General features: G+C 57.8%; 6 protein-coding genes. All 6 read right to left on the bottom strand.

The window, feature by feature from the left end:
* Window positions 1-18 precede the first annotated feature (18 nt).
* The 6 genes from NKJ15_RS10450 to NKJ15_RS10425 all read right to left on the bottom strand — a co-directional run bounded on the left by NKJ15_RS10450 (window position 19) and on the right by NKJ15_RS10425 (window position 13,868).
* Window positions 19-1,140, bottom strand: coding sequence for a hypothetical protein (locus NKJ15_RS10450; protein WP_352815129.1), 1,122 nt, complete (start codon window positions 1,138-1,140; stop codon window positions 19-21).
* A 281-nt stretch (window positions 1,141-1,421) separates the two neighbouring features.
* The gene (locus NKJ15_RS10445; protein WP_352815127.1) at window positions 1,422-5,936 is read right to left on the bottom strand and encodes a hypothetical protein; all 4,515 of its coding nucleotides are present in this window, start codon (window positions 5,934-5,936) and stop codon (window positions 1,422-1,424) included.
* Window positions 5,937-6,185: 249 nt separating this feature from the next.
* Window positions 6,186-10,328: an NACHT domain-containing protein gene (locus NKJ15_RS10440; RefSeq protein WP_352815125.1), complete on the bottom strand. Its 4,143-nt coding sequence runs from the start codon at window positions 10,326-10,328 to the stop codon at window positions 6,186-6,188.
* A gap of 286 nt (window positions 10,329-10,614) precedes the next feature.
* Window positions 10,615-10,866: a hypothetical protein gene (locus tag NKJ15_RS10435; protein ID WP_352815123.1), complete on the bottom strand. Its 252-nt coding sequence runs from the start codon at window positions 10,864-10,866 to the stop codon at window positions 10,615-10,617.
* Window positions 10,867-11,263: 397 nt separating this feature from the next.
* Window positions 11,264-12,664, bottom strand: a complete 1,401-nt coding sequence (locus NKJ15_RS10430; protein WP_352815121.1) for a hypothetical protein — start codon at window positions 12,662-12,664, stop codon at window positions 11,264-11,266.
* Window position 12,665: 1 nt separating this feature from the next.
* Window positions 12,666-13,868 carry an MFS transporter gene (locus NKJ15_RS10425; protein WP_352815119.1) on the bottom strand — a complete coding sequence of 401 codons (1,203 nt, stop codon included), beginning with the start codon at window positions 13,866-13,868 and terminating at the stop codon, window positions 12,666-12,668.
* Window positions 13,869-13,964: the final 96 nt, after the last annotated feature.

Raw genomic sequence — 13,964 nt, 5'->3', positions numbered from 1 at the left:
GCGCTGCCAGCATAGATCTCAAGAAATCGGATCGGTGCTTACAGCGCTCAGCCAGACTTCCAAGGCACCGCGCGGAAGCAGCGCCTCGACTGGCGTGATATCGAAGGCAACACCGCGACCGATCACCTGGAAGTCAGATGCCTGAATTCCGCACCACAGCAGCGCTAGATCGCGATCCGCCGTGCAAAGTTGCACGGTCTCGCGAGGAAATAGCGCAAAAATATGGATAAGGATCTCAAGCGAACGCAGGTCTGACAGCGCATTGTATGCGTCCTTTCTTGAATAACCGGGTCGCAAATTCAACAAAGTGAAAGCAGGGCTGCGCCCATTCGGCACCGCAATTGAACTTGCGATCGCGAATACCAACAAAGATTTCCGTGGTACATCGAACCGATCTGCTGCTTCCATGACGCTCGCAATGCAGGCCGCCACTCGCTTGCGACTAGTCGGTGCACAGAGTGCCGGCGCAAGCTCAAGTAACATGGCATTTTTTCGACCGAAGCTTGCGCGGGTGTCTTCGATCAGGCCGAGCACACCTTCCAGACTCTTGGCCCCCACTACAATTTCCGCCTTGGGCAGAGCGCGCCTCAGCTTGCTCACCGTCTCGTCAATTTGCGCCCTAGCCTCACTGGGATCGGGAATGCGACGGCTGTTGCCTTCGAGAGCGCAAAGCAACGGATTAATGCGTATTTGACTGTCTTCGAACAGGTCGAGGAAATCCGGTTCGCGGCCTTTTTTAACGCCGCCTTCGAACCGGCTCACAATCTCGGTCATGACATTGCGGTCAATCAGAATTATGGAGTTGGACTTGATCGTTGCCAGAGCTGACGGCATCCATCCGCCTTTAACAAGCCCGATCGCTCGCGACGTGAAACGGCTCTGAAGAGTGGTATTGATGTGAACCATCTCGCCCGGAGAGACACCGTCGAAATCCGTGTGAAGGACCTGCCCGTTGTACATATCGAGCGGGATGGTGACGGGCAAATTGGGAGATGCTCCGACGAGCTCCGTATAGCTCCGCGGTTGAATATCGACGTCTGCGAAGCTGATCGTTCTGCCGGGACCGCCGTTAGGCCCCTTGGTCTCTGTGAAGCGGAACGTCCCGCCAGCACCAGGCGGGGTTTCGATATCCGAAGTCATGAATAGTGATTCCGTGTTAACGCAAGCTCTGTCGCCTCGCCCATATCGTTTCGACATGCCGCTACCTGAGATTTGGCGTCAAAGCCAGACAAGTGTGCCTCTGGGCCTGACCGTCGCGCTCACGCTCTTTGCATCCAACTTTGCAGTTTCGTGTGCGCAGGCACAAATATGAGGGAACCCTTCCGGGGGGGTAGACAGGGACACCAGCGTTGATCGCAAGGTATGCTTCGCGCGCCGGAAAGATTCTCAGGTTCCAGGAGAAACATTAGTCAGGGCAGCTTCTACTTGCGCTGACGCAATGCCGAATTCGCGTAATGCTCGAACACAGCCGGCACGTCGTCCGAAAGAATGTTACCTAGCCAGAGCGGGTCTTCACTGTCGGTAAGAAGGTACGGATCGGCACCTTCCACGACAGCGACGAGTACGCTCCATTGTCGGTCGACCAATGTAGAAGGAAAAGAGCGCAGAAGTGACCGGATGTTCGCTTCCTTGCGGTGACACTCAAGTGCAATCAGAGCGGCATGTCTGACTTCGCTGTCGCTGTCGTGATCGGCGAGATGACCGAGCTCTTTCGCCAGTGTTGCGATAGGCAGCCACACCGCCAGTTCGGCAGCGGCTCTGCGATCGGAGACTGTGCCGGTCATTCGCGCTGCGATGAGGCCTGCGACGGTGTCTGGATCGAGTCGCCGTAACTCCCGCCCCGCCGCGTTCCGCAGCGAGTCTCTTTCGGTCGCGACAGCCGCATTAATTAGCTTCTCGGCCGCGATCTCGGGCGCAATTCGGACAAGGAGCCGACATAGGTGGCGCTCGATCTGCGGATGGGAGTGCAGGGCGAAGTCGATCGCGTCGACAGCTCGCGCTACATCGAATTTTGCCAAGCCTTCTATGGCGCGGAGAGGCTCCGTCGTCACGAAAGAGCGCCCGGCAAAAGCCTTGTCAAAGATTTGCTCGCGCAACAACGGGTCGCCCGCTTCCGCAGCTATGTCATACGGTCCATCGCGGAGAAACCGTCCGCCCTTACAGCGGTCAACTGCGGCGCTGACGCTCAGCTTTCTGGTCGCAGGATTGGCATAAAGGACGCGGATCACCTCGTCGTCATGCTTCCCGCTGGCCGTCGCAGCGTCCCGGCTTTGCAGCCAGTTCCCAAGCAATTCCAAGCCGAATTCGCCGAGCCCGGCCAAGGCATTTATGCCCATCCAAGCATTCTTCGCCGTGTGGACCATACGGAGGGCAAGTTGCGCGAAATCAATAGACTGATCACCTAGCTCCCGAAGCGCGATGCACGCATACAGCGCCACCTTGCCTTCCGGCTCGGCTCGCTGAAGGACCAGGCGCACCGTCGAAATCAGATCCGCGTCATCGCTAAGCCAAGCAATCAGCAGTGCGATCACCAGCGACTCTTCGCTCGACCCTATGCTCTGTAATACCCGCAGAGCTGGGCCTGTTAACGCGTTTGGCATCCGGCCCCGGTGACTCCGAAGCTCGGCAAGGTTGGTCGGCACTTCCGCTATGCCGCTGTCTTGCAAGATGTCGACCAGAACTTCGTCTGCGCCGAGGGCCGCGAGCGCTGTCATCGATTGGTGGAACTCGGCATACGGATCGGATTCCAATTTTCCGTTGGAATCACGAGGGACTGGGCGGCGAGCGATGGCGGCGAGCCTTTTAATGATGCCGTCGTCCGCGCGAACGAATGCCCAGTTCAGCCCACCGTGGCGAACCCAGAAATGTTCAGATTCCAGCTCCCGTTTGACCAACGTGGTGATTCCCTCACCGCTCATAAGGATCAAGACTCGACGCGCGCTTTCGCGAACGCGATCACGGTAGTTGCTATTGGTGCGCAGCCGGCTGCACGCGACTGCAGCAATCATCCGCTCCAATTCGCCCCCAGCCTTTGCGAAAAGGATTGCCAGCAGCTCAGGACAGACGATGCGTCCGACAAGATCCAGAGAGTGATAGAGCCAACCTGGATCGCCCTCGATGGATTCATCGAAACGGTCGTGCAGCTCCTGTTCAAGCGTGCGAAGCATGAGCCTGAGCGTTGCCTCGTCCATTTCGTCAGGCCGTTCCCAGAAGAGGTCTGCGATCAGGCGGTGTGCGCTTGGTTCTGCTTCGGCAAGGATACGAATGTGTTGCCGCGTCAAATCGGGCTGCGCCCGGAGCAAGCCCGGAAGCCAATGACTTCGGGTCAGATATCGCTCGAACTTCTCGACTTCGACGAGGCGTTCAATCGCGCCCCGTGGATCCAAGATCGACAAGGCATATAGCGCCGCACCGCTGGCAGAATCTGCTGCCTGGGATAGGTGCTGGATCACGAAGTCGAGGTTACTACGATCCAAAAACCGCGCGATGCAATAAAGCAGGCTACGCGGCTTACTCGCACCAACTTTAGACATCAATACAGCCTTGGTCTCCTCCCATATCGCGGGTGCATCGGGATGCTCCAACCCGTTCAGCAGATATCCAAGCTCGGAAACAGGCTCCTTCTCCACATCGGCTGCAAGAATGCGCTCACGGAGCCATTCTGGATCCAACTCGAGGCCGGCACGCAGGGCCGTGGAACTGGCCCTGTAGTCGTCATACCGCGAACCGTCTGTCTTGTCCTTCAAGGCGTCCACGCGCTGCTGGTGGATCTCCCAGAGCCGATTGAGATGACGGATGTCGGGTGCGGCTGTGAGCACAGCGATGGCAACTGCCTGTCGGTTTTGGGACAATGAATGCAGCAATGAATTGACGACATCCCCCAACTCAATATCGTCCTGCCGGGCGAGATTGGCGAAGGCTTGGCCGATCAGCTTGGCCCGATACCCACCATCGGAGGTAGGGGGGTCGATTGCTTTCAACCGCTCAAGAAGTATTGGGACGGCTCGCTGCCCGAGGGTCGGCAAGTGCTGAACATAAAGCTCCTCGCCGTAGGTTCCGAATTCCCGGCTGTCTTCCATTTGCGCGACAGTCTGGCCTAGGGCCTCGGAATTCTGTGCGTCCGCTGCCAGCAGCCAGAGCGTGTCCATCGGCACATAACCGAGCCCTCTGCGTTTAGGCTCACTCTCGTTGGCGACGAAAGCCCCCAAGCTTTGGAGGGTCAATTGCTTGCGCTGGTATTGCCATACGAGTGACTTTGCTACCGCCCAATTGCGCAGGCGGTCATGAGCAAACGCAACATCACCGCTTTCGCTGACACGAAGCCACCCGACGGCATCCAGCCGCAAAGCCGCGTCGTCATTCAGTCCAATCTCATTCCACATCGGCCGAGGTAGAGGATAAAAGCCGTCCATCATGGAAACAGCGAGGGCAATTACGATCCCTTCGTCGCCGATCCGGCCCTTGGCGGCAATCCGAGCCCAGAATCCTTCGAATATCTCGTATTCGCTACGTGGGGCGCTTTGCACCGAGGCGTACGGAAGGTCTAGGTAGAGTCCGGCCAGTATCGGGTTGCGCAGCAGCGCCTTCAAGTCAGGCGGGAGATCCGTCCACCTTCGACCACTCAACTTCAACAGGCGATCAAGTTCGTCGACCGAGAACTCGCCGACGGCATGCACATGAACGACATCGCCATCGGTCATCTCCAGTGCCCGTGCCAAGACTCGCGGAACGGTTAAGACCAGGCGCATCCCCCAATCAGCCCAATCCTGACGAACGAGATCGCGCGCGACGTCGATATCCTGGATGTCGTCGATCGCCACGGTTACCCGGGAAGCAAGGCCCTCGCCCAGAAGTTCTCGCAGGAAATGCGATACCGCAACAAGGGATTTGTCGGACGTGTCGCCAAGGCCCGTTTGCCACACGTCGCGCGCCGCCTGCGCCAGAAGGTCTTCACGCGTCTTGCCTGCAAGCACCAGGGTTGCGATCTGGCGCTCTTGCCCGAATTCCTCCAGCATCTGTCCGAGTTGCCATGTCTTTCCCGTGCCGCTTGCTCCCGCAATCAACAATATCGGCTTGTCTATAGGCCAATCAGGCATGTTGCGCACATCGCGGTCAGGTCGATATTTTAATCGGGTAAGCCGGCGGCGTGTTAACGCGCACATCGTTTCGGCAAGCTCCGCCGCCTTACGGAGCCGCTCCGGATTGAGGCCCACATAACGGAAAATGGAATCAATCCAGGCGGCATCTAATTGAGCTTCGCCGTTGCTCAATGTCTCGACAAGCACGCCGATCAGGCGCTCTCGGATTCCGCGCTCGTCGCCAAGGTCGGGCGCATAGCGCCGCAACAGCTTTTCCACAGCGGCTGCGCGGGCGCCGCCGTCTGCACCAAACTCCATCTCAAAATGCGACAAGAGATGAAACACGACCGCGCTTTCGTTGGCAGCCGATTGTTGAATCCCGGCTCGCGTCACCGTAGCGATGTGGTCGAAGAACTCGCGGTTGGTACCGACCTGATCCTTGGCGAAGCTTCGCTTCTCGATATCGTCGAGGTCATCTGGCCCGGCTGCCGACTTTACGTCAGAGAGAAATGCGTTAAACGGGTTCAGCTTGCCAGGGCGCCCATCGGTCACGAACCGATAACAGGCATTCGACGGACGAGTTGGTGGTACGGCCTTGCGGAGATCTCGCAGGACAGATTCAACGCCAGCAAGAGCCCATGTGCCGTCCTCGCGAGTTTTGTATTGTTCCACGAGGTAGAGACCGCTTGCTTCTGCCCGTGCATCTCCACCGCGACGAGGTTCCAACACAAGGCACGCATCATTGATCTCGCGGCCGTCCAGGTTTCCAGAAAGCGTCACATCGGCTAGCCAGCCAAGATGGTGGATGATTTGATAGAGAAAGCCGTTTATCGCAGCGGGTCCGCCGGCCTGCGTCATGTCTGCACCCTGTAAGCGCCATCGATTAAGAGCCGGGACTACACAAACGCAGCACTGCAGCCAACTTGTTTGCCAAAGCGCATGGTAGCGGTCAAGCTAGCGATCGACACACTTGACATCTTCGGATGTGTTGTTGTCGAAATGTCTGCTTTCAGCTGACCGCAACACTGAACTCTATGGTCGAGATGAGGCGTAAAGCAGCTATTCAAGAATCGGCATGCCAAGCCCAACGTCGGGTCAAAACTGTCGTTAGCTGTGATGATCAGCCGCCATTTTCGGCGTCGGATCGGGCACTAAGATCGGCCACGGCTTGCCGGATGCCAGATCAGGATGGCGCAGCTCGTCTTCGGGCGCACCGTTTTCGTCGCGAACGCGATCGATTTCTCGGAGTGCACGCGCGGCGAAATCGTGAGGGCCGCCATCTGTCGTCATAGCCAACAGCTTCCGCCGTAGCTCAGTTGCTGCGACAGGAAGCACATCGAACGCGCCGCTCCAGTGTTCAGAAGCGACTTGCTCAGTGACGGCTCTCTCGATGGTTCGCCATGAGATCAACGAGCGCCGAAGTTTGTTTTCCAGCTCAACAAGCAACAGTACACCGTCAGGGTCATTAACCTCTGCCACGGCACTCGCCAGTAAGATAAGCTTTGGCGAAACGCCGCGTTTCAATAGACCGAATGCGTAGTTGCGCAATTCTGAATGTGTACTCAGCAAACCAGCTATTACCTGGCTGCTGTCGCGTCCTTCGATTTTGCCCTCAAGGACCAGGTCGAGATAGCGGCGCGCCGATGTGCACGTGCTCCGAAGCCTCACCGCATCGCGCCATGCGTGATTATTGTAGAAGGTGCCATCATTCTCAGCGAGCTTGAACAGCGCTTCCTCGATCTCTGGTGTCTGCACCCACACAGTGGCTCGGATCATCTCCTCGATGAACTGAGGCTCCCGCTGCCGTGGCGGCAATACCGCAATCGTGCCGGCAAGCTGCGCTGGATGGTCGGTAAATGGCAGTAGCAGGAGCCACGCCTTCAACTGCCAACCTTCATTCAGAATCCAAGTCTGGCTCTTGGCATCTTCCAAGACGTCATCGATCCCGGCCTGCACGACGCCGAACGGGATTGTTTCGCCAGAGAGGATTAGGTTCAGCACAAAATTTGATCGCACCCCTTGTGAAGCGATCGACAAAAGCGCGTTGATTGTGTCGGGGCGCTCGCCGTGCGGCAGGCGCACGGCTTGAATGGCCAGCTTGATCGCGTGATTCTTCTGCTCGTCGGAGACGCCATTGGCGACAAGCGGCACAATCGCCTCGAATATGGCTTCGGCTTCGTTGCAGGTCTGCGTGGTGCGGTGCCCGCGCAGCGTTCGCATCTCCTGTACCCGGGCAAAGTCCATGCTTCCAGGGAAGCCGCGATCGATCTTGGGTTCGTTCGCAAGAATCCACTGCACCTTGAGCACCAGCGCAGCGGTTTCGCCAAAATCCTCATCGACCAAATAGCTGACCATCAGGGCCGTCGTCTCTTGCGCTTTGATCGCCGTGAACGCTCTCTGATATCTGTTTATGTAGCTCGTGCGTGCTTCATTCGTCGCCTTGCCTCGCCAGCGTTCAGCCTCGGCCTGCTTGCGGAATATCCGATAGCGGCACAACTCGTCGTCGAGCAGCCGCTTGAGCATCGGAAGCAGCGCGACTGATGGAAAATGACCGATGAGGTCGGCTATCACGGATAGTTGGCCGCGAGTGGCGCTATCGCTTGCGATCAGCCGTTCACCCCATTGCCCTACTAACTGCATAATAGTTGCATCAGCTTCCTTTGGAAACGGGCGCGCTCTCTCCCCTTCCTCATCACGGCGGCACAACAGTTCCGCGAGTGAGCGGACTTCTTCATCGCTGGTTGTCGCAGCACGCTCCTGAACGGCGGCGACAAGGCTGGCGCCAGGCGTATGCGCAATTCGATCGCGGAGATTGTAGTAACGATCGCTCAAACTTTTCTCGTATTTGCCAAGCTTTCCAATCTCGGCGAGCATGGAGATCCAGGCGTCGACGAGTTTACCGACACTGACAGGACCGAGAATGGACGCGGCGGCATCGGCGCGGCTATCCATCCGATCTAGTGGGGTCAGCACCATGTTTAGAAGACCGTCGTCTTCGATCACTATCCCGGAAGCGGCCAAAATGTCGTCCGCGCCGTAGAACAGCTCGCGTCCCTCGCGCAGGCGCTTCAGCAATCCTAGAGCGACCGCTTGCTCGTATTGCTTGCGGGATTCGTAGATCAACCCGACTTCGAGGCCTCGCTTGGGTTCAATTTGAATGGTAGCGACGAGCGCAGTCAACTCTGCGCTATGATCATTGCCATCGTGCGCATACACAATCGCTCGCAGCCGCTCGTAGTCGGAAACTTGATGCTTCGCACGTGCACGCGCCGCCGCGAGCCGATCCTGGATACCCTTTTCTTCAATCTCTTCGAGATGGCTCTTTCGGTAGACGAGGTCGAAGGTGTCGTCGTCGGCGGTACTCAACACGTTCGCGACATGGCGATCAGCGCGGCGGAAGGACATTGCGTCGACAGCTGCGGCCTTCAGTTCGGGGTCAGGATCGCTTTTCGCGATTTGCGCCGCAAGATCCAGTCCATCCATTCCGCTCCTGAAGGCGATCTCGGAAACAACCGTGGTCCGAACCTCTAGAGGCAGGGCGAGGATGTTCTTCACGGCATTAGGTCCGAGCACCGACGGGCGAAACCGGCGCGCCGCACGCAAGGCCGGAAGGCTTATTTGGTCGTTTTCGTTCGTGATAAGTGGCCATACCAGATCGCGAAATTCGGCGCGGCCCGACGTGACCATGACTCGCACGGCACGATCCACTTTCCCATGGGTGTGCCATCGCCTGACCCGCTTCTGAATTTCCTCAGAAATCTGCGCCCACACCGTGTGGGTCGAGCGGAAAATCATGTCCGCGGCCAGGATCGGATCGACGTCGAAGGCTGCAAGGATCGCGACGCCGCATGCCTTCTGCTGTTGCTCGTCGGCGCGCGCCATGCGCTCTACTGCGAAAAGAATCGATTCTTCCCACTGCTTCGAGTTCAGAATGTCGGCTTTCAGCTTTTGAAGCGCTTTCGCGTCGACGACGCTCTCCAGCATCGCGTGCTCGACATCCCTTGACGCGTACCATTCCTGAAACTGCTGGTGCTGGAAGCGATAGCGAACAGGCTCGCCCGTCCGCACCAGTAAATGGTGGCTCACAAGCGCATCAAGCACGTCGCTCGGCTGCGGCTTGATCGCGAGCTGACCCTCCGCGACCAAAAACTCATCCGTCTGCGAAATCGAACGTCTTGCATTGGTGTCCGTGATCGATGTGTTGGCAGCGCGCGTCGCGGTGACAGCCAAGTCGCTCAAAAACACGCCTTGGAGGCCATGCGTAACTACCCTCAGCGACTCAGTATGCTGGGCTTGCCGCTCATGGGCCTCAATGAAGCGGCGCAGTACCTCTTCCTTGGTTCTCGGGAACGGCTGCCCGTCCTGTAGCGAGAGCAGCGATGTCAGGTAGAGTGGCGTAGTAATGAGTTCGCGCACGCCGGGGGTTCGCCACGCCTCGTCGACAAGACGAACGCCGTGGTCGCCCTTGATATCGCGCGCAATGTCCACCTGCTGCTGTTGGGTGAGTTCGAGGACAGTCAGCAGTTGGCCGTCAAACGGCACGTCAGAGATTTCGGGACGAGTTGTGGCGACAAAGGTCGCTCCGGGCAATTCCGCTCGAAGACTCTGTATTTCGGTGCGAGCTCTGCGACGCGCCTCACTCCCGAGCTCATTCCAGCTATCGAACATGAATACAATGCCCGGCTGCTCGGCAACGGCGCGAAGGTCGGGCTCCGTGAATCCGCTAAACGCGGGCCTGCGAAGGATCGCCTCAATGAGCGTAAAAGTACCAGTCGACCAGTCCGAAAGGGAAACCACAAGGGGCGTCCCGCTCGCGGCGCTGACAGAGGCTTTCGCCAACTGAAACAGCGCCGATGTCTTACCTGTGCCCGGAGGTGCAACGATAACCAGATCGTCCATAGCGCCCAGCGTTTGACCAAGTGCGCTGGAAAGAACAGGGTCCGGTTGGCCTTTCACTTCGAGCATTAGGCTGACGTTTGTCGGCGGCCATTTGTGCGAACGCTTGAAAATTTCGAGGTCGGCCGCCGCCGCCTTCTGCAGACGCGCACCAATTTCTCCAACGGTGGGCGGCATGGTGGCTCCGAAGGAGACTTTGTGGACAATGCTACGCCACATGTCCTCAGCGTGCTTGCGCTTCCAGCCATGCAAAACGGTCTCGGAGAACGCGGGATCATCCGAATCGATGGCTTTGGCGCAGTCTTGGCAGAGCCAAACGCCGTTTTCATGCGATTTCCGTTGTTCGGTCGTCATGTCAGCGCGATAGCGACGCGCGCCGGGTCCAGACGCTGCCGCGCAGATATGAGCGGCGACGCCAATGTCCACGTCTTTCGCGCCATCACTCGTCGGCGCTGACGTTAAGTGCCTGCAACTTGGATTGCTACAATGATACCGCGCTTGCCTTGCAAGCCGGCTCCTTGTCGCGCTCGAGAAGTCGTCTCTGTTGCCGTTCTTCGCCATCTTCCACGATGCACTTGGATTTCTCCGACTCAGAACCCATAACAGATTGCATCAAGTCCTCGAACAGCCAGATAGTATCCTAATTTGACTTCTTGGGTCCGAACTGAATGCGCACGACATCGCGCGGGTACAGGCTCGGGTCCATCGCGATTTTAACGCGGCGATATTCGCCAGCAAGACCGCGTTGATGCAGTGAGTTGCTTACATTTATTCCAATCGCGGTCATGTTTTTGTTCTGCTCAAGCGCCTGATCGACCCAAGCAAAAACCTCGTCATTAGACAGATCATTCCCAACTTCGCGCTCTACGTATGTTGGCGTCTGGTCCGACATATGCCGTTCCTCCCGATTTCAGTTCGATACGCTCGCTTCCTTGCAGAGGTGATAGGCTCGCTACAGACCATACAATCAGGCTCAGGTCTATTCGCAGAGCGTGCCGGCAAATCGCCAACCTGTGACCTACGATCACGCCGCGTCCCTGGGTTCTAAGGAAATAGCGATTTCAGATTAGGACACTACCAACAGCCGTGGCGACGCTTCGCTCTTTAGTACGCAGTTGCTTCGGCGTTGAAGCGCACACAGCATTCGGAGTCCACCCTGTCTGCTTTTGCCTGGACGAACGACCGCCTCTGAGATCCCGCGCAGTCTGACAGAACGTCTAACACCAGGCGCGAAGCAGCCGTCCGCAACCCGGCGTACACATGCCAGTTGCTGGAAGCGCATAAACATTTCAGGAAAAGGCCCATTCTTCATTAGCCGGCGTGATCAGCCCGTTCCGCAGCCGGCTGTGGAGTTCTTGCCACGACGGGTCTGTCACGAAGCCTTTCATGCTTCCACATGCCTCGGCGAAGGAAATGTTGCCCAAGCGGTCAAGAAGATCACTCATCCCGCCGTTCCCGCCATTTAGGAACAGCTCGAGCGGATCATCATCACACTCAATTACCCGATGTCCCCAAGCACCCGGCACGTCGTCGGTTGCGAGAGCCTGCCGAAGATCTTCATCCACGCCCGCAGCCGCGAGCGCCTGGCAGACGACATAGCGCATCAGGGGGTAGTAGATCGGCTGATAGCTGCCTCCTAGCGCGCGCACGCCGGGCAGGATCGACAAAACCAGAAACATCAGCAGGAGATTTGGGACAAGGCTGCGGCTTGCCAGCCGCTCAAGGATATCGGTGGCTGTGAAGCACGCCACCTTCATACCGGTCGCGGGATCGATGAGTTCGCCGGCGATCAGACGCAGCGGACGGCGTTTGCCATTTTCATAGAACCAGAAGAAATCAGTACCGCGCGCGAGCCAGCCACTCCAGGGGCCGGACGCGAGCCCGTCCAGGCCGGCAAGGATATTGGAAGCGAACTTCGGGTCTTCTAGCAGTCTCATGCGTAGCCAGGAATTTTCGTCCGATAGATGGTCCGCCACCAAGTCGGCAATATCCTCGTCGTCGATCTGCAGGAAGGCAAAACGGCTTCCGAACATTTTTGGCCAAAGCGTAAGATTGGCTGCCTTGATGGCATGCGCGGGCCGCTCGAATTGCGTCTTCGGAAGAAGGCTACGAAGCAGCGTGAGCGCGTCGCCCCCAGTGTTTGGTTCCGTCGGCAACAACTCGAACCTATAGGGCCCCCGCCCGGCCAGCAGGCTGTATCCGATCATCCGGCTTCGGCTCAGGCCAAAGACGTTGACCGGCTTGCCGTCAACGGCGATCCAGCCTGGTCCCTTGCGTGGCTTTTCGACGAGATTGACCGTCGAAACGGCGTAGGAAACGTAGGTCGAACAGCCATGCGCCGAGAGACCAAGGAGGCTGAAGATATGCGTGTAATAGGCTTCTGGCTCCATGAGGAGAAACAAATGGGGGCCTGTCTGCAACACGCGGCGCCTTGCGAAATCCTTGCAGATCTTCGAGGCGACATCGCTCGACAACCCGTTTCGTGTCGCTGCCTTTCCGATGATGTCGAGCAGTTTGGTGAACGCGCGAACGCGGATTCCTGGCATGGGAACCGAAGCCGGCGCCGTAAACAGGCGAAACGCATAATCGCGGATCGGCCGGGAATGGTATGGGCTCATCCAGGGGTAGAGTGCCGTCAGCGACCCCAGGACTGCCTGTTTCGCATCTACGCCTGCTGTTAGCTCTTCCACCTCACGTTTCGCCTTTTTCTTGTGTCTGAATTACACCAACGCTCAAACACAAAATACTGACGAGGAGCGCCACGCCAAAGCTGAAGAAAATCGTCGAAGGAAATGCTCGATCTCCTACGGCGGCGGCGATGCCGAAGACGAGTAGTCCGAGCGCCACGGCCACACTATGCATGATGCCTTTTGCCCGGCCCAACAGATAGATCGATATAAGCGACTGCAATGTGCATTCAACGCTGACGCGTCCAAGATTGTATGAAAATCCGAGCGCGGCAAAAAGGATCACTGTCCAGGGCGTGGGCAGAGATGTCAGCGCCATGAGGACCAACGCCGTTAAGCCCAAAAGCATGAGATGCCGCGCGTGGGTACTCATCGCTCTTTCAATCCGGAATAGAGAGACCGCGCCGATCAGTGAGCCCGCGGACCATGCAGCCTCAAGGTAGCCGAAATCCACGGCAGTACCTTTTTGTTCCTGAAATACGAAGCTCGATCCCATGACGCTGACAAGCACCGCGCTTGTATAGAGAAGCGCGTAGACGACGATGAGACGACGTAAGCTCAGATCGATTAGTGCTGCAGAGATCTTGGCGATGCGGACATCGCGCGAAGCCGGTTCCAGCCGCATCAAGGCTAGGCAGCCCGCTGAAAATAGGAAGAATGCGGCAAGAACGGTGAATGGCAGGGCTGGGGAGCCCTGTTGTAGCAAAGGCCCTGCAAGCAAAGCTGCGCCGAGATTGCCTAATTGCATGACGAAGAAGACGGCGGAATTCGTGGCTACAAGGCTGCCGCCCTCAGCTATCACGGGGATCAATGATTGAGAGCTCGTGAGCGCGACACGATCGCAAAACGAAAAGAGGGCCGCTGACAGGCAGATGATCAGAAACACGTCCATGTAGAGGAGCGCGCAAGCGGTAGCCAGCATAACGAGGAAGCGGCTGAGGTCTGCCGCAACGTTCAAGCATCGCCTGTCAAATCGATCCGCCGCTACGCCGGCCAAAGGGCTCGCGATGAATTCGACAACGCTGACGATCGCAAGGAACGTCGCCACGCCGGCAGTTCCGTATCCTCGCTCAACGAGAATCCAGGCGGAGGCGATGTAGTAGCCGTTTCGGGCAACCGCCGCTGATAGCGTGCTGGCCAAGAATCCGAGAGGATTGGACCGGTCGGCCCGTCCTTTGCCATGATGAATTTGAACCAGGTTTGACATGAGCGGCGTATCCGGGCTGACCGTCGATGGATACCTACTTCCGCCAAGCCTGCTTTACTGTGATGTTGGGGTTTTCCGATACTTGCTGAGAACGAC

Origin of the sequence: Mesorhizobium sp. M0207 (assembly GCF_040321995.1) — a bacterium.
Lineage (GTDB): Bacteria > Pseudomonadota > Alphaproteobacteria > Rhizobiales > Rhizobiaceae > Mesorhizobium.
Note: the sequence above shows the minus strand (reverse complement) of the source record. Positions and strands in the feature narration are given on the sequence as shown.

Bases quoted from the DNA above. Each gene is read 5' to 3' on its own strand.
- NKJ15_RS10435 (WP_352815123.1), bottom strand. From the start codon at position 10,866: ATGTCGGACCAGACGCCAACATACGTAGAGCGCGAAGTTGGGAATGAT.
- NKJ15_RS10445 (WP_352815127.1), bottom strand. From the start codon at position 5,936: ATGACGCAGGCCGGCGGACCCGCTGCGATAAACGGCTTTCTCTATCAA.
- NKJ15_RS10450 (WP_352815129.1), bottom strand. From the start codon at position 1,140: ATGACTTCGGATATCGAAACCCCGCCTGGTGCTGGCGGGACGTTCCGC.
- NKJ15_RS10425 (WP_352815119.1), bottom strand. From the start codon at position 13,868: ATGTCAAACCTGGTTCAAATTCATCATGGCAAAGGACGGGCCGACCGG.
- NKJ15_RS10440 (WP_352815125.1), bottom strand. From the start codon at position 10,328: ATGACGACCGAACAACGGAAATCGCATGAAAACGGCGTTTGGCTCTGC.